The following is a 16,182-nucleotide window of genomic DNA, read 5'->3' as shown; positions in this document are numbered from 1 at the left end:
CGGGGCCGCTCCCGCGCGACAACGACCGGGCCTTTGCTGATCGCCCGGCATATCGGTCAGGAGCGTCAAACCATGCCGGACGACCAGCAGCGCAGAGACGTCGTCGATCTCACCGGACAGGATGCCGACACCCGGGCCGGCCGCAGCGAACGCGCACAGCCGGCGGCAGGCGACGGCGGCAAGAAGCCCGGCTTCATCCGCCGTCATCCGCTGGCGATCCTTGCCGGGCTGGTGGTGGTCGCCCTGCTGGCGGTGGCCGGCTACATCTATTGGCAACGCAACATCCATCCCTACGAGTCGACCGACGACGCCTTCATCGACACCCGCCAATTTCCGGTGGCGCCGAAGGTGGCCGGCTATGTGACGGAGGTGGCGGTCGGCGACAACCAGCATGTCAATGCCGGCGACCTGCTGTTCCGCATCGACACGCGCGACTATCAGACGGCCCTGGAGCAGGCGCAGGCACAGATCGAGTCCGCCCAGGCGGCAATCACCGGCTACGACGCCCAGATCGATGCCCAGCGCGCCCAGATCGATCAGGCAAAGGCGGAAGTGTCCCAGGCGGAGGCCGCCGTCGGCTTCGCCAAGGAGGATGCGGCGCGCTACCGCGACCTGCAGACCCGCGGCGCCGGGACGGTGCAGCAGGCACAGCAGTCCACCGCCAACCTCCAGGAACAGCAGGGCAAGCTGACCAGCGCCAACGCCGCGGTGATCGCCGCCGAACGGCAGGTCGGGGCGCTCCAGGCCCAGCGGACCAGTGCGGTGGCCGATCTGGCGCGGGCGAAGGCGCAGCTGGCCCAGGCGCAGTTGAACCTGTCCTACACCACCGTCACGGCGGCGCAACCCGGCCGGGTGGTCCAGCTGAGCGGGGCTGTCGGCCAGTTCGCCCAGGCTGGCCAGAGCCTTGCCATCTTCGTCCCCGACGACATCTGGGTTACCGCCAATTTCAAGGAAACCCAGATCACCGACATGCGGCCGGGCCAGCCGGTGGACATCCGCATCGACGCCTATCCCGGCCGCAAGGTCACCGGCCATGTCGACAGCGTGCAGCCGGGCTCCGGCACCGCCTTCTCCCTGCTGCCGGCGGAGAACGCCACCGGCAACTACGTGAAGGTGGTGCAGCGCGTGCCGGTGAAGATCGTGGCCGACCAATGGCCGGATGGTGTCTCCATCGGTCCCGGCATGTCGGTGGTGCCGCGGGTGACGGTGCGATGAGCGCGGTTGCGGAAGGGGCGGGGGCAGGGGCGGGGAGCGGCGGCTTCGATGCGTCGCAGAGTGCGGCCGGTGGCCGCAACCCGTGGCTGATCGCCGTGGTGGTCTCCATCGCCACCTTCATGGAGGTGCTGGACACCACCATTGCCAACGTCGCCCTGCGCTACATCTCCGGCACGCTGGCGGTCAGCGCCGACGAGGCGTCGTGGGTCGTCACCTCCTATCTGGTGGCGAACGCCATCGTGCTGACGGCCAGCAGCTTCATCGCCAAGCGCTATGGCCGCAAGCGCTTCTACCTGGCCTGCCTGGGGCTGTTCACCGCCAGTTCGCTGGCCTGCGGTTTCGCCTGGAATCTGGAATCGCTGCTGCTGTTCCGGGTGCTCCAGGGCTTCGCCGGCGGCGGGATGGTGCCGATCTCGCAATCGATCCTGGCCGACAGCTTCCCGCCGGCCAAACGCGGGCAGGCCTTCGCCATCTTCGGCATCGCCGTGGTGGTGGCGCCGGTGGTCGGGCCGACGCTGGGCGGCTGGCTGTCGGACAATCTGTCCTGGCACTGGTGCTTCCTGATCAACGGGCCGGTCGGGGTGATGGCCTTCGCCCTGGTCAGCTTTCTGGTGCAGGAACCGAAATCCGCCATCGAGGAGCGCCGGCGGCTGAAGCGCCAGGGCATCCGCATGGACGTGATCGGCTTCCTGCTGGTGGCGACCTTCCTGGGCTCGCTGGAGGTGGTGCTGGACCGCGGCCAGACCGACGACTGGTTCGCTTCCGGCTTCATCATCACCTTCGCCGTCATCTGCGTGGCGTCCTTCTGCCTGATGATCCCGTGGGAGATGACGCGGGCGAACCCCATCCTCGATCTGCGGATGGTGGCGACGCGGCAGTTCGGCTCCTGTTTCCTGGTGATGCTGGCGACCGGTGCCATCCTGATCGCGACGACCCAGTTCCTGCCGGAACTCCTCCAGCAATATTACGGCTTCACCGCCACCTGGGCTGGCCTCGCCCTGTCGCCGGGCGGCATGGTGACGATGGTGATGATGCTGGTCGTCGGCCGGCTGGCCGGGCGCATCCAGCCGAAATACCTGATCGCCACCGGCGCCACCATCGTGGCGCTGGCGATGTGGGACCTGACGCGGCTGAATCCGGACTCCACCTTCTGGTTCTTCGCATGGTCGCGCATCTATATCGGCATCGGGCTGCCGCTGATCTTCATCCCGATCACCACGGCGTCCTACGACGGCATCCCGCGCGACAAGACCGATCAGGCCTCCGCGCTCATCAACGTCGCGCGCAATGTCGGCGGCTCCATCGGCGTGTCGATCGCCCAGAATGTGCTGGCCTTCCGCGAGCAGTTCCACCACAGCCGGCTGGTCGAGCACATCGTGCCGTCCAGCCCGGCCTATCAGCGGACCGTCGAACAGGCGACGACCTATTTCTCCATGGCCGGCGGGCAGGCCGGGGCGCGGGAACGGGCGATGGCCTACATCGGGCAGCAGGTGCAGATGCAGACCGCCTACTGGTCCTACATCGACGTGTTCTTTGCGCTGATGCTGATCTCCGCCTCGGCGGTGCCGCTGGCGCTGATCCTGCGGAACGTCAAGCGCTGACGGGCGCCTGTCATGCAAGAGTCTCTCATTCCCTCAAACTTCGTGATAGACATCGCCGGTCCTCCCGCCTGACCGGATGAGGTGTCCGCCCCATGAAGCGTCCGACGATTTCCGACCTCGCCAAGGCGGCGGGCGTCAGCGTCGCCACCATCGACCGGCTGCTGAACGGCCGGCATCCGGTAAGGGAGGAGACCGCCCGCCGCATCTTCGAGGCGGCGACCGCGATCGGCTTCCACGGCGCCAACGTCCTCCGCCAGCGCGCCCTGGCCCAGCAGCCGGACTATCATCTGGGCTTCATCCTGCAGAAGGAGCGCCACGCCTTCTACCAGGAGTTCGCGGCCCGCATCGAGGAGGTGGTGCGCAGCCATCCCGACCGCCGGCTGCGCGCCACCATCCGCTTCGTCCAGTCGACATCCCCGTCGGAACTCGCCGAGCTGATCCGCGGCATGAAGGGGAAGGTGAGGGCGGTCGCGGTGACCGGCATCGACCATCACGATGCCACCGCGGCGGTCGCCGAACTGAAGGCCGCCGGCATCCCGACCTTCTCGCTGCTGTCCGACTTCGCCCAGGGCGTGCGGGAAAGCTACATCGGAACCAACAACCTGAAGGTCGGCCGCACCGCGGCGTGGCTGATGTCGAAGCTCACCCGGCGGCCGGGGCGCGTCGCCGTCTTCATCGGGGCCTTCCGCTATCACGGCCATGCCCTGCGCGAGACCGGATTCCGCAGCTATTTCCGCGAGTTCGCGCCTGAGTTCAACCTGATGGACAGCATCGTCAACGTCGAGACGCGCAAGCTGACCTACGAGGCGACGCTGGGCCTGCTGGCCCGGCACGACGATGTCGTCGGCATCTATGTCGCGGGCGGCGGCATGGAGGGCGCCATCGCCGCCCTGCGCGAAGCCCGCCGGCCGGACGAGGTGACCTGCATCGTCAACGAACTGACCCCGGACTCGATGCAGGGGCTGCTCGACCGCCATGTCTCGGTGGTGATGGCGACGCCGCTGCCGGCGCTGTGCACCGACCTGATCGAGATGATGGTCCACAGCATCGAAAACGGCATGGCGGAGAATCCCGGCCAGCGCTTCCTGCCCATCCAGCTGTGGACGCCGGAAAGTCTTTAATGGACCATGATGGAAAACCATCATGGCGTGCAGCAAAATCTCTCATGTTTGACGGTGGTCCGGCCGGCAGGCGCGTTGACCGGATGGTGCGCGATGGTGAATGCTTCCCCCACCAATCAAGAGCAGGAACGGCCGGGAGGAAGCGCGATGACGGGTTCGGAACCTTAAGCCATCCGGCGGCCCGATAGCGGGCGGCCCCAAAAACCGAAAACGACGATCGATCCCGGTGAACCGCTCGGGCGCGGCGCGCACGGTTGCGCGCATGCCCACCGCTTGCCCACCGAACGACATGAGGCTTTGAAGAATGACCGTCAGAATTGGCATCATCGGCACCGGCGCCATCGGCCGTGACCATGCCCGCCGCATCAATCAGGTGCTGGCCGGCGGCAAAGTCGTCGCCCTGACCGACGTCAACCGCGAGTCCGCCGAGGCGGTGCGGGCCGCCATCGCCCCCGATGCCGAGATCTTCCAGACCGGCGAGGATCTGATCGCCTCGCCGCTGGTCGACGCGGTCCTGGTCACTTCCTGGGGCGCCAGCCACGAGCAGTATGTGCTGGCCGCCATCGCCGCCGGAAAGCCCTGCTTCTGCGAGAAGCCTCTCGCCACCACCGCCGATGGCGCCAAGCGCATCGTCGATGCCGAGGTGGCGAGGGCCAAGCGTCTGGTCCAGGTCGGCTTCATGCGCCGCTATGACGCCGGCTACATCGCGCTGAAGGAGGCGGTGACCAGCCGCACCGGCGCGCCGATCATGGTCCACGCCGCTCACCGCAACCCGACGGTGCCGGAGCATTACGTCACGCCGATGGCGATCCACGACACGCTGATCCACGAGATCGACGTGTTCCGCTGGCTGCTGGACGACGATTACGTCTCCGCCCGCGTGATCTTCCCGCGCCGCGCCGCTCGCAGCCACGGCAAGCTGCGCGACCCGCAGGTCGTGGTGCTGGAGACGGCGAAGGGCGTCGTCATCGACGTCGAGATCTTCGTGAACTGCCACTATGGCTACGACATCCAGTGCGAAGTGGTGGGCGAGGACGGCATCGCCCGCCTGCCGGAGCCGATGGCGGTGCAGATGCGGCTGAACGCCAGCCTGCAGAACCCGATCCTGACCGACTGGAAGGATCGTTTCATCGCCTCCTACGACGTCGAGCTTCAGGACTTCCTGAAGGCCGCCGCCCAGGGCACCGCCACCGGCCCGACCAGCTGGGACGGCTATGTCGCCGCCATCACCTCGGATGCCTGCGTCACCGCGCAGGACCGCGAGGGCGAGGCCGTCGCCATCACGCTACCCACCCGTCCGGCGCTGTACAACTGAAGGCCGCCGCCATGCGCTTCGCCCTGAACCACATCCTGGCGCCCAAGCTGCCGCTGGAGCAATTCTTCGCCGCCGCCCGCACGCTGGGGGCGACGGAGGTGGAGATCCGCAACGACCTGCCCGATGTCGTCACCACCCTGTCACCGGCGGAGGTGCGCGCGGCGGCCGGGCAGGCCGGCGTGACGATCATCTCGATCAACGCGCTCTATCCCTTCAACGTCTGGTCCGGCGACCTGCCGGCCCGGGCGGAGACGCTGGCCGACTATGCCCGGGCCTGCGGCGCCAGGGCGCTGGTCATGTGCCCGCTGAACGAGGGCAAGCCGGTCGCCTTCGACGATCTGGTGACGGCCCTGACGGCGATGCGGCCGATCCTGCGCGACCGCGGCCTGACGGGGCTGGTGGAGCCGCTGGGCTTCCCGGTCTCCTCCCTGCGCACCAAGAGGGAGGCCGTCGCCGCCATCGAGGCGGCCGGCGGGGCCGACACCTACAAGCTGGTGCATGACACCTTCCACCATCATCTGGCCGGCGAGACCGAGTTCTTCCCGGACCGGACCGGTCTTGTCCACATCTCCGGCGTCGCCGATGCCGGCGTGCCGGTGGCCGACATGCTGGACCCGCACCGGGTGCTGGTCGACGCCGCCGACCGGCTGGAGAACATTCCGCAGATCCGCAGGCTGCTGGCCGCCGGCTATGACGGGCCCTTCAGCTTCGAACCCTTCGCGGCCGAGGTGCACGGCCTGCCCGATCCCATCGCGGCGGCCGGGCAGAGCATGGACTATGTGAGGTCCGCGCTCTGACTCTCCCTCTCCCCCGGGGAGAGGGGAACTTTCCGTGCGCCCGGCGCTCTCGCCTCGAACGACGCTGACCATTTCCGACAGAGACGAAGCCGTGAAACACACCATCGATCCCCACATGATCCGGCATCTTTCCCTCGAGGAAACCTGCCGGAAGATCGCGGAGCTGGGTTACGACCATATCGAGCTGTCGCCGCGGCCGGATTTCCTGTCCTGGTGGACGCGCCCGAAGGTCTATCCGGAGCGGATCGCCAGCTTCAGGAAGGCGCTGAAGGACCACGGGGTCAAGCTCGCCACCCTCCAGCCGATGTATCGCTGGTCCAGCCCCTATCAGGACGAATGGGAACTGGCCATCGACAACTGGAAGCGCGCCATCGAGATCGCGGTCGAGATGGACTGCCCGATGGTCGTGTCGGAGTTCGGTCGCGGCGGCTCGCCGGAGCGCAGCCAGAACGACCGGTCCGGCCTGCACCGGCCGGAAACCTGCGAGGCCCAGTTCTTCCGTGCCATGGACATTCTGGTTCCGATCCTGGAACGCGAAGGCATCATGCTGTCGCTGGAGGCCCATCCGGAGGACTGGCTGGAGGAGATCGCGCCGGCCATCGACATCATCAAGACCATCAATTCGCCGATGGTGCGGGCGTCCTTCATCGCCCCGCACACCTTCTACTACGGTCCCGACATGGTGCGGAACCTGCGTGCCGCGGAGGGCTATCTGGTCCATGTCCGGCTGGCCGACAGCTTCGACCACACCAGATCGTCCGGCCTGCGCTACATCGTCAATCCGCCGGGATCGCAGGTTCGCGTCCACCAGCATCTCGATTTCGGCCAGGGCGAGATCGATTGGGACCTGTTCTTTGGCACGCTGGCGGCCATGGAGTTCGATGGCGTCCTGTCGAACTGCGTCTTCGCCTGGGAAGACCGCGCGGAACAGAGCGCCCGTTTCATGCTGGAGGAGACCAAGCGCTACGTCGCCAAATACTGGCAATAAGCGACAGCGGCTGCGATGCGGCTGTGCATATGGGCTGTGTATGGGGCCGGGACAGCGGGAGGATTCCGCCGTCCCGGCCTTTTCGCTGTCGAAGGCAGGTGGCAGAAATCGGCCGGCCAGCGGATAGAATAAAAATTCCCTATTGACCGAAAATGGCAACCAATGTTCTATTATGATCCAAACGTTCCACGAACCAAGCAATCCGCGCCCCACGCGGAGACCTGACGGAAATCGGAACGATGGGAGGGACGAAGCCGATCGGCCGCCTGTCCGGCGGCACGGTTCCGCTGGTCCAAATCCAATTGCCATCGCCAATTCGACGAACGGATTACAGCGGAGCTGACCCATGCCATTCAAGCGCGATCTTGACGTCATTTCCATCGGCCGCTCCTCCGTCGACCTGTATGGCGAACAGGTCGGCGGCCGGCTGGAGGACATGCAGAGCTTTGCCAAATATGTCGGCGGCTGCCCCACCAACATCGCGGTCGGCACGTCGCGCCTCGGCCTGCGCTCCGCCCTGCTGACCCGCGTCGGCGACGAGCATATGGGGCGTTTCATCCGCGAACAGCTGGTCCGCGAAGGCGTCGACACCAGCCACGTCATCACCGATCCGGAGCGGCTGACCGCACTCGTCATCCTGGGCATCCGCGACAAGAAGACCTTTCCGCTGATCTTCTACCGCGAGAACTGCGCCGACATGGCGATCTGCGAGGAGGACGTCTCCGAAGATTTCATCGCCTCGGCCAGGGCCGTGGTGGTCAGCGGCACCCATTTCTCCACCCCCACCACCGAAGCGGCCATGCGCAAGGCGATGCGGCTGGCGCGCGAGACCGGCACCAGGGTGGTGTTCGACATCGATTACCGCCCGGTCCTGTGGAAGCTGACCGGCCATGGGCTGGGGGAGGAGCGCTTCGTCGCCGACGGCGGCGTCACCGCCCTGTTGCAGACCATCCTGCCGGGCTGCGACCTGATCGTCGGCACGGAGGAGGAATTCCACATCGCCGGTGGCAGCACCGACACGCTGGCGGCCCTGCGCCGTGTCCGCGACCTGACCGATGCGACCCTGGTGTGCAAGCGCGGCCCGATGGGCTGCGTCGTCTTCCCCGGCAGGATTCCCGACAGCCTGGAACAGGGCATCCGCGGCCCCGGCTTTCCGGTCGAGGTCTATAATGTGCTGGGTGCCGGCGACGCCTTCATGTCGGGCTTCCTGCGCGGCTGGCTGCGCGACCATACGTTGGAGGAATGCTGCGCCTTCGCCAACGCCTGCGGTGCCTTCGCGGTGTCGCGCCATGGCTGCGCGCCCGCCATCCCGACCTGGACGGAGCTGTCCTATTTCCTTGAGCATGGTAGCCCGACGCCGCGGCTGCGCGAGGATCCCCGGCTGTCGCACATCCATTGGGCGACCACCCGCCGCCGGGACTGGCCGGAGGTGATGGCCTTCGCCATCGACCACCGTGCCCAGCTGGAGGTGATGGCGAAGCGGCTGGGCGCCGACCCGGCGCGGATCTCCGACTTCAAGCTGCTGGCCCTGCGGGCGGCACAGCGGGCCTGCGACGGCCGCGACGGCTTCGGCATGCTGCTGGACGGCATCCACGGCCAGGATGCGCTGGACGCGCTGACCGGTACCGACGCCTGGATCGGCCGGCCGGTGGAGCTGCCGGGTTCGCGCCCGCTGCGCTTCGAAGGCGGCCCCGACGTCGCCGTGACCATCCGCGAATGGCCGGCCGAGCATGTGGTGAAGTGCCTGACCTTCTACCACCCCGATGACGAGGAGGCGCTGCGCACCGAGCAGGAGCGCCAGATCCAGACACTCTTCGCCGCCTGCCGCGCCACCAGCCACGAGCTGCTGCTGGAGATCATTCCGCCGCGCGGCATGCCGGTCGGCGACGACACCATCTCCCGCTCGCTGGCCCGCTTCTATGAACTCGGCGTCCAGCCCGACTGGTGGAAACTGCCGTCGCCGGCCAGCCAGGGGGCCTGGAACCGCATCGCCGGCGTCATCGACCAGCATGATCCGCTCTGCCGCGGTGTGCTGATCCTCGGCCTCGACGCGCCGGAGGAGGAGCTGAAGGCCGGGCTGGCGCTGGCCGCCCGCCAGCCGGTCTGCAAGGGCTTCGCCGTTGGCCGCACCCTGTTCGGCGCGGCGGCGGAGGCGTGGCTCGCCGGCAGCATCGACGACGCGGCGGCGGTCGCCGCGATGGAGGGCGCCTATGGCCGGCTGATCGCCTTCTGGCAGGAGCAGCGCACCCGCCACAGCCGCAGCGCCGCCTGACCGGAAAAACGCCACCATCACGTCATCACCAAGAACAAGAGGGGCCGGACCGGCCCAGTAGGGAGAAGCCATCATGGACAGCGTGCGCCTCACCGTCGCCCAGGCCGTCGTGCGTTACCTCAGCGCCCAGTATGTCGAGATCGACGGCCGGGAGCTGCCGCTGTTCGCCGGTGTCTGGGCGATCTTCGGCCATGGCAATGTGGCCGGCATCGGCGAGGCGCTGCATGCCGCCCGCGACGTGCTGCCGACCTACCGCGCCCACAACGAGCAGGGGATGACGCACGCCGCCATCGCCTATGCCAAGGCGCAAGCGCGCCGCCGTATGATGGCCTGCACCACCTCCATCGGGCCGGGGGCGGTCAACATGGTGACGGCGGCGGCGCTGGCCCATGTCAACCGCCTGCCGGTGCTGCTGCTGCCCGGCGATGTCTTCGCCACCCGCGCCCCTGATCCGGTGTTGCAGCAGGTCGAGCGGTTCGAGGATGCCACCGTCAGCGCCAACGACTGCTTCCGTCCGGTGTCGCGCTTCTGGGACCGCATCACCCGGCCGGAACAGCTGATGCCCAGCCTGCGCCGCGCCATCCAGGTGCTGACCGACCCGGTGGACTGCGGCCCGGTGACGCTCTGCCTGCCGCAGGACGTTCAGGCGGAGGCCTACGACTTCCCCGTCTCCTTCTTCGAACGCACCGTCCGCCGCACCCGCCGGCCGGAGCCCGACCGCGACGAACTGGCCGCGGTGATGGAGGCGCTGCGCACCGCGCAGAAGCCGCTGATCGTCGCCGGCGGCGGTGTGTTCTACAGCGGCGCCTGCGATGCGCTGGCAGACTTCGCCAAGCGCCGCGGCATCCCGGTGGCGGAGACCCAGGCCGGCAAGGGCGCCCTGGTCTGGGATCATCCCTGCAACGTCGGCGCCATCGGCGTCACCGGTTCCAGCGCCGCCAACGAGCTGGCGGCGGAGGCCGATCTGGTTCTGGCGGTCGGCACTCGGCTGGCCGACTTCACCACCGCCTCCTGGACGATCTTCGCCAACTGCGGCACCCGCCTCGCCGGGCTGAATGTCGCCGCCTTCGACGCGGTGAAGGGCGATGCCCTGCCGCTGGTCGCCGACGCGGCGCGCGGTCTGGCGGCCCTTGATGCCGGGCTCGGCGACTGGGCGGCACCCCTGTCCTGGCAGGCCTGGGCGCAGGAGCGCACCGCGGTGTGGACCCGCGTCGTCGAGCGGGTGACCGCCGATGCCGGGCTCGACCTGCCGACCGACGCCCAGGTGCTGGGAGCGGTCAACCGCGCCGCCGGCACCGACGGCATCGTCGTCTGCGCCGCCGGCGGCCTGCCGGGCGAACTGCACAAGCTGTGGCGCAGCGGACGTCCCGGCGGCTACCACCTGGAATACGGCTTCTCCTGCATGGGCTACGAGATCGCCGGCGGGCTGGGCGTCAAGATGGCCTGCCCGGACCGCGAGACCTTCATCATGGTCGGCGACGGCAGCTACATGATGCTGAACTCCGAACTGGCCGTGTCGGTGATGATGAAGCGCAAGCTGGTCGTCGTCCTGCTCGACAATCGCGGCTATGGCTGCATCAACCGTTTGCAGAACGCCTGCGGCGGCGCCTCCTTCAACAACCTGCTGCGCGACACCCGTTACGAGACGGAGACGCTGCCCGACATCGACTTCGCCGGCCATCTGCGCTCGCTGGGCGCGGTGACCGAGAAGGTGAAGGGCGTCGCCGAACTGGAACAGGCGCTGGAGCGTGCCAAGGAATCCCCCGTCACCTACGCCATCGTCATCGACACCGACCCGCTGCCCTCGACCCGGGAAGGCGGGGCGTGGTGGGACGTGCCGGTGCCGGAAGTGTCCACCCGTCCCGAAGTCGCGGCGGCGCGCGAGAGCTACGACGCCCACAAGGCCCGCCAGCGCCGCTGACCGCGACCCTTTTCCCCGATCCCACCCTCTTCTTCCGTTTTGGGAGCATCCGACATGACCGTTCGTCTCGGCGTCAACCCGATCGCCTGGAGCAACGACGATATGCCCGAACTGGGCGGGGCGACGCCGCTGGAGCAGTGCCTTGCCGAAGGGCGCGAGGCCGGTTTCCAGGGCTTCGAGCTTGGCAACAAATTCCCGCGCGATGCCGCCGCCCTGCGGCCGATCCTCGACAGCCACGGCCTGTCGCTGGTGTCCGGCTGGTACAGCGCCGGCCTGCTGGAACGCAGCGTCGCCGAAGAGATCGAGGCGGTGCAGCCGCACCTGCGACTGCTGAAGGCGATGGGCTGCCCGGTGATGGTGGTGGCGGAGACCACCGGCTGCGTCCACGGCGCCCGCGGCACGCCGCTGTCGCGGCGTCCGAAGCTGGAGGCCGGCCAGTGGGCGGAGTTCGGCCGCCGCATGGCGGAGTTCGGCGATTACCTGCGTGACCAGGGCACGCCGCTCGCCTACCACTACCACATGGGCACGGTGGTGGAGACGCCCGACGAGATCGACGTCTTCGCCGAGGTCACCGGCGACAGCGTCGGCATCCTGCTCGACACCGGCCATCTGACCTTTGCCGGCGGCAACCTGCTGGACGTCATCGCCAAATGGGGTCCCCGCATCAACCATGTCCACTGCAAGGACGTGCGCGCCGACGTGCTGAAGCGGGCCAAGGCTACCGACAGCAGCTTCCTGGACGCCGTCATCGACGGGGTATTCACCGTTCCCGGCGACGGCTGTGTCGATTTCCCCGCCGTGCTGAAGGCGCTGAAGGATGCGGATTATCGCGGCCAGTGGTTGGTGATCGAGGCGGAGCAGGACCCCGCCAAGGCCCACCCGCTGACCTACGTCACCAAGGGCCGCCAGCATCTGAGCGCGCTCGTCGCCGAATACGGCCTGTGAGCATCGACATGACCAGCATCGTACCGCATTTCATCAACGGCGCGCCGGTCGAGGGCACCAGCGGCCGCCTGGGCGACGTCTACAACCCTGCGACCGGCCGCAACACGGCCAAGGTGCCGCTGGCGACCGCGGCGGAGGTCGACCGGGCGGTCGCCGCCGCCCGCGCCGCCTTCCCCGGCTGGTCGGGGGCCACCCCGCTGCGCCGTGCCCGGGTGATGTTCGCCTTCAAGCAGTTGCTGGAACAGAACGCCGACCGGCTTGCCAGCCTGATCACCGCCGAGCATGGCAAGGTCCATTCCGACGCGCTGGGCGAGGTGACGCGCGGGCTTGAGGTGGTGGAGTTCGCCTGCGGCGGCCCGCACCTGCTGAAGGGCGAGGTGGCGGAGAATGTCGGCACCCGCGTCGACAGCCATTCGCTGCGCCAGCCGCTGGGCGTCGTTGCCGGCATCACGCCGTTCAACTTCCCGGCCATGGTGCCGATGTGGATGTTCCCGGTGGCCATCGCCTGCGGCAACTGCTTCATCCTGAAGCCGTCCGAACGGGTGCCGGGTGCGGCGCTCCTCATTGCGGAACTGCTGACCCAGGCTGGGCTGCCCGACGGCGTCTTCAATGTCGTCCATGGCGACAAGGTGGCGGTCGATGCGCTGCTGAGCCACCCCGACGTCAAGGCGGTCAGCTTCGTCGGCTCCACCCCCATCGCCCAGTACATCTATGCCACCGGTGCGGCGAACGGGAAGCGGGTGCAGGCGCTGGGCGGGGCCAAGAACCACATGGTCATCATGCCCGACGCCGACCTGGATCAGGCGGTGGATGCACTGATGGGGGCCGCCTACGGCTCGGCCGGCGAGCGCTGCATGGCGATCTCGGTCGCGGTGCCGGTGACGGAGGCGGTGGCCGACGCGCTGGTGGAGCGGCTGGCCGGGCGGGTGCGCGCGCTGAAGGTCGGCCCCGGCACCGACCCTTCGGCGGAGATGGGGCCGCTGGTCACCCGCCAGCACCGCGACAAGGTGCGCGGCTACATCGACCTCGGCATCGAGGAAGGGGCGAGGCTGGTGGTCGATGGCCGCCGGGTCGAGATTACCGATCCGGAGTGCGGCGACGGCTATTTCCTCGGCGGCACGCTGTTCGACCATGTCACGCCGGACATGCGGATCTACAAGGAGGAGATCTTCGGCCCGGTGCTGGCCGTGGTCCGCGTTCCCGACTACCGTACGGCGGTCGATCTGATCAACGCGCACGAGTTCGGCAACGGCACCGCCATCTTCACCCGCGACGGCGACACCGCCCGCGCCTTCGGGGCGGAGATCGAGGTCGGCATGGTCGGCGTCAACGTGCCGATCCCGGTGCCGATGGCCTTCCACAGCTTCGGCGGCTGGAAGCGCTCCCTGTTCGGCGACCATCACATGCATGGGCCGGAAGGCGTGCGCTTCTACACCCGGCTGAAGACCATCACCAGCCGCTGGCCGACCGGCATCCGGTCCGGCGCCGACTTCGTCATGCCGACGATGAAGTGAACGGGGGCTGGCATGAAAAAGCTTTCCATCGGCCTCGTCGGCAGCGGCTTCATGGGGCGGGCGCATGCCCAGGCCTTCCGTGCCGTCGGCGGCCTGTTCGACCTGCCGTTCGAACCGGTGCTCGACCTGCTGGCGGAGCGGGACGAGGCGACCGCCGCCGATGCGGCCGCCAGGCTGGGGTTCCGCCGGCATTGCGGCGACTGGCGCCGGTTGGTCGAGGATCCGGAGATCGACGTGGTGGCCATCACCACGCCGAACCGGCTGCATGCGCCGATCGCGCTGGCCGCCATCGCCGCCGGCAAGCATGTCTATTGCGAGAAGCCGCTCGCCACCACGCTTGAGGACGCCCGCGCCATGGCCGCGGCGGCGGAGGCGACCGGCGTGGTGACCCTGGTCGGTTTCAACTACCTGAAGAACCCGATGATCGCGCTGGCCCGCGAGCTGGTGGCCGGCGGCGAGATCGGCGAGGTCACCGGCTTCCGCGGCATCCATGCCGAGGATTTCATGGCCGACCCGCTGGCGCCCTTCACCTGGCGCTGCGAGGCCGACAATGCCGGCGGGGCGCTCGCCGACATCGGCAGCCACATCCTGTCGCTGGCCACTTATTTGGCCGGCGACATCCGCTCCGTCTCCGGCCGGCTGCATACCGTCCATGGCCGCCGCCCGGCAGCGGCCGGATCGGCCGAGATGCGGGAGGTGCGGGTGGACGATCAGGCCCATGCGCTGGTCGAATTCGCCAATGGCGCCACCGGCTCCGTCACCGCCAGCTGGATCGCCCAGGGGCGCAAGATGCAGCTGGCCTTCGAGCTGGTCGGCACCAGGGGCTCCATCGCCTTCACCCAGGAGCGTTTCAACGAGCTTTGGCTCTATCAGGCGGGCGGGGCGCCCGGCCGTTCCGGCTACCGGCTGGTCACCGCCGGGCCGGAACATGCCGATTACGCCGCCTTCTGCCCGGCGCCCGGCCACCAGCTTGGCTTCAACGACCTCAAGACCATCGAGGTGAAGGCGCTGATCGAGGCCATCGCCGGCAAGGCCCCGGCCTATCCCGACTTCCGCGCCGCCTGCGAGCTGGAGCGGGTGGCCGAAGCGATCCACCGTTCTTCTGCCGAACGCCGATGGGTAGATGTGGCGGAGGTGTAAGTCCTCCTCCTCCCCTCCACATCGCCCGACCTGGAGGCCGGTCCCGCAAACAGCCGGGGCCGGCCCTTTTTTCGTTGGGGAAGTTCCTGCTTGGCGTGGAATGCGGGAACATTTATTCTAAACGGCAACGAACCCGTCCCCGACAGACAGCCGATAAGCGAGCCCATGGAGCAAGAGACCGACGTGCCGACGAGCTATGCCGCTCTTCAGGCCGCCATCACCCAGCGCCAAGCCAGCCTCAGCCCGCGCCTGCGGCAGATCGCCGAATATGCGCTGTCCAATCCCAACGACATGGCGCTGGAAACCGTGGCGCAGATCGCCGAGCGGGCCGGCGTGCAGCCGTCGGCGCTGATCCGCTTCTCCAAGACGCTGGGATTCGAAGGCTTCACGGAGATGCAGCGCGTCTTCCGCACCCGCCTGACCGACAACATGCCCAACTACAAGGAGCGGATCCGCGCGCTGACCGACGGTGCCGCCGGCCTGACCGATGGATCGCGCGTTCTGGAGCATTTCATCGGCGCCGGCATCAACGCCCTGGAACATCTGCGCCAGGAATTGTCGCCGGAGGATCTGGACGGCGCCATCGACCTGCTGGAGGAGGCCGACCATATCTATGTGATGGGCCAGCGCCGGTCCTTCCCGGTTGCGGCCTATCTCAGCTATGCGCTGGGACGGTTGGGGCGGCGGACGATCCTGCTGGACGGGATGGGCGGCATGCTGCGCCAGCAGGTGCAGGCCATCGGCGACCGTGACCTGCTGGTGGCGATCAGCTTCAAGCCCTATTCGGAGGAAACGGTCGATCTCTGCCGTCTGGCTGCGGAGAACGGCGTGCCGGTGCTGGGCATCACCGACGGTACGCTGAGCCCGATCCTGCCGCTGGCCGGGGTCACCCTGTCGGTGGAGGATGCCCAGGTGAAGGGGTTCCGCTCGTTGACCGCGACCATGTGCCTTGCGGTCAGCCTGATCGTCGCGCTGGGCCAGCGTCTCGACAAAGAAAAGGCCGGGCGGTAGCTGCCGCCCGGCCGAAAGTTGGCCTCTGCAGGAGAAGTCAGAGGCGGACGCACGCGAGGGAAATCGCGCTCCTCGGCGCCGCCGCGGCAGGATGGAGAAAACCGCGGCGGCGCCAAGCCCAAGGACGAGTTGGCGTCAGAAAGCCAGATCGGTGCGGAGGATGAAGATGTCGCCCTTGTCGCTGTTGGCGGCGACGTCGGAGCTGAGCTTGAAGTGGTTGTATTCCGGAGCGACGCTGAAGCCCGGCGCGACGACATACTTGGCGCCGACGGTGATCAGCTCGAACTTGCTGCGGCCGCGCACCGTCAGGTCGCCGGCATCCTTGGCGTTCAGGTAGCCGAC

12 protein-coding genes and 1 pseudogene are annotated in these 16,182 nt (G+C 68.1%); 12 read left to right on the top strand and 1 reads right to left on the bottom strand.

Annotated features, from left to right (window positions below; all coding sequences use genetic code 11):
- The first annotated feature begins 72 nt into the window (after positions 1-72).
- The 12 genes from J2848_RS33070 to J2848_RS33015 all read left to right on the top strand — a co-directional run bounded on the left by J2848_RS33070 (position 73) and on the right by J2848_RS33015 (position 15,840).
- On the top strand, positions 73-1,215 hold the full coding sequence (locus J2848_RS33070) for an HlyD family secretion protein (RefSeq protein ID WP_149235089.1): 1,143 nt from the start codon (positions 73-75) through the stop codon (positions 1,213-1,215).
- Complete coding sequence (locus J2848_RS33065; protein ID WP_149235090.1) at positions 1,212-2,816, top strand: DHA2 family efflux MFS transporter permease subunit; 1,605 nt, start codon at positions 1,212-1,214, stop codon at positions 2,814-2,816. Before J2848_RS33070 ends, J2848_RS33065 begins: the two co-directional genes overlap by 4 nt.
- A 92-nt stretch (positions 2,817-2,908) precedes the next feature.
- Positions 2,909-3,937, top strand: coding sequence for a LacI family DNA-binding transcriptional regulator (locus tag J2848_RS33060; RefSeq protein WP_149235091.1), 1,029 nt, complete (start codon positions 2,909-2,911; stop codon positions 3,935-3,937).
- Positions 3,938-4,241: 304 nt separating this feature from the next.
- On the top strand, positions 4,242-5,252 hold the full coding sequence (locus tag J2848_RS33055; RefSeq protein WP_149235092.1) for a Gfo/Idh/MocA family protein: 1,011 nt from the start codon (positions 4,242-4,244) through the stop codon (positions 5,250-5,252).
- A gap of 11 nt (positions 5,253-5,263) precedes the next feature.
- The gene (locus tag J2848_RS33050) at positions 5,264-6,049 is read left to right on the top strand and encodes a TIM barrel protein (RefSeq protein ID WP_149235093.1); all 786 of its coding nucleotides are present in this window, start codon (positions 5,264-5,266) and stop codon (positions 6,047-6,049) included.
- A gap of 91 nt (positions 6,050-6,140) precedes the next feature.
- A complete protein-coding gene (locus tag J2848_RS33045) occupies positions 6,141-7,037 on the top strand; it encodes a sugar phosphate isomerase/epimerase family protein (protein ID WP_149235094.1) in 897 nt (298 codons plus the stop codon).
- Between the two features lie 346 nt (positions 7,038-7,383).
- Complete coding sequence (locus tag J2848_RS33040) at positions 7,384-9,309, top strand: bifunctional 5-dehydro-2-deoxygluconokinase/5-dehydro-2-deoxyphosphogluconate aldolase (protein ID WP_149235095.1); 1,926 nt, start codon at positions 7,384-7,386, stop codon at positions 9,307-9,309.
- Positions 9,310-9,382: 73 nt separating this feature from the next.
- Positions 9,383-11,230 (top strand): 3D-(3,5/4)-trihydroxycyclohexane-1,2-dione acylhydrolase (decyclizing), encoded by a 1,848-nt coding sequence (iolD, locus tag J2848_RS33035; protein WP_149235096.1) that lies wholly within the window; start codon positions 9,383-9,385, stop codon positions 11,228-11,230.
- 54 nt (positions 11,231-11,284) lie between these two features.
- Positions 11,285-12,175, top strand: coding sequence for a myo-inosose-2 dehydratase (gene iolE / locus J2848_RS33030; RefSeq protein WP_149235097.1), 891 nt, complete (start codon positions 11,285-11,287; stop codon positions 12,173-12,175).
- A gap of 8 nt (positions 12,176-12,183) precedes the next feature.
- Positions 12,184-13,689, top strand: a complete 1,506-nt coding sequence (locus J2848_RS33025; RefSeq protein ID WP_149235098.1) for a CoA-acylating methylmalonate-semialdehyde dehydrogenase — start codon at positions 12,184-12,186, stop codon at positions 13,687-13,689.
- Between the two features lie 12 nt (positions 13,690-13,701).
- Positions 13,702-14,829 carry a Gfo/Idh/MocA family protein gene (locus tag J2848_RS33020; protein WP_149235099.1) on the top strand — a complete coding sequence of 376 codons (1,128 nt, stop codon included), beginning with the start codon at positions 13,702-13,704 and terminating at the stop codon, positions 14,827-14,829.
- Positions 14,830-14,994: 165 nt separating this feature from the next.
- Positions 14,995-15,840, top strand: a complete 846-nt coding sequence (locus J2848_RS33015; protein ID WP_149235100.1) for a MurR/RpiR family transcriptional regulator — start codon at positions 14,995-14,997, stop codon at positions 15,838-15,840.
- Between the two features lie 135 nt (positions 15,841-15,975).
- Here the strand turns inward: J2848_RS33015 and J2848_RS33010 are convergent.
- Positions 15,976-16,182, bottom strand: a pseudogene (locus tag J2848_RS33010) (porin); the annotation flags it as partial.

This window comes from Azospirillum lipoferum (genome assembly GCF_024170005.1).
GTDB lineage: Bacteria > Pseudomonadota > Alphaproteobacteria > Azospirillales > Azospirillaceae > Azospirillum > Azospirillum lipoferum.
This window is presented reverse-complemented; position numbering and strand designations above follow the sequence as displayed.

Coding starts and splice junctions, on each gene's coding strand:
- J2848_RS33070 (WP_149235089.1), top strand. CDS start 73: ATGCCGGACGACCAGCAGCGCAGAGACGTCGTCGATCTCACCGGACAG.
- J2848_RS33065 (WP_149235090.1), top strand. CDS start 1,212: ATGAGCGCGGTTGCGGAAGGGGCGGGGGCAGGGGCGGGGAGCGGCGGC.
- J2848_RS33060 (WP_149235091.1), top strand. CDS start 2,909: ATGAAGCGTCCGACGATTTCCGACCTCGCCAAGGCGGCGGGCGTCAGC.
- J2848_RS33055 (WP_149235092.1), top strand. CDS start 4,242: ATGACCGTCAGAATTGGCATCATCGGCACCGGCGCCATCGGCCGTGAC.
- J2848_RS33050 (WP_149235093.1), top strand. CDS start 5,264: ATGCGCTTCGCCCTGAACCACATCCTGGCGCCCAAGCTGCCGCTGGAG.
- J2848_RS33040 (WP_149235095.1), top strand. CDS start 7,384: ATGCCATTCAAGCGCGATCTTGACGTCATTTCCATCGGCCGCTCCTCC.
- iolD (WP_149235096.1), top strand. CDS start 9,383: ATGGACAGCGTGCGCCTCACCGTCGCCCAGGCCGTCGTGCGTTACCTC.
- iolE (WP_149235097.1), top strand. CDS start 11,285: ATGACCGTTCGTCTCGGCGTCAACCCGATCGCCTGGAGCAACGACGAT.
- J2848_RS33025 (WP_149235098.1), top strand. CDS start 12,184: ATGACCAGCATCGTACCGCATTTCATCAACGGCGCGCCGGTCGAGGGC.
- J2848_RS33020 (WP_149235099.1), top strand. CDS start 13,702: ATGAAAAAGCTTTCCATCGGCCTCGTCGGCAGCGGCTTCATGGGGCGG.
- J2848_RS33015 (WP_149235100.1), top strand. CDS start 14,995: ATGGAGCAAGAGACCGACGTGCCGACGAGCTATGCCGCTCTTCAGGCC.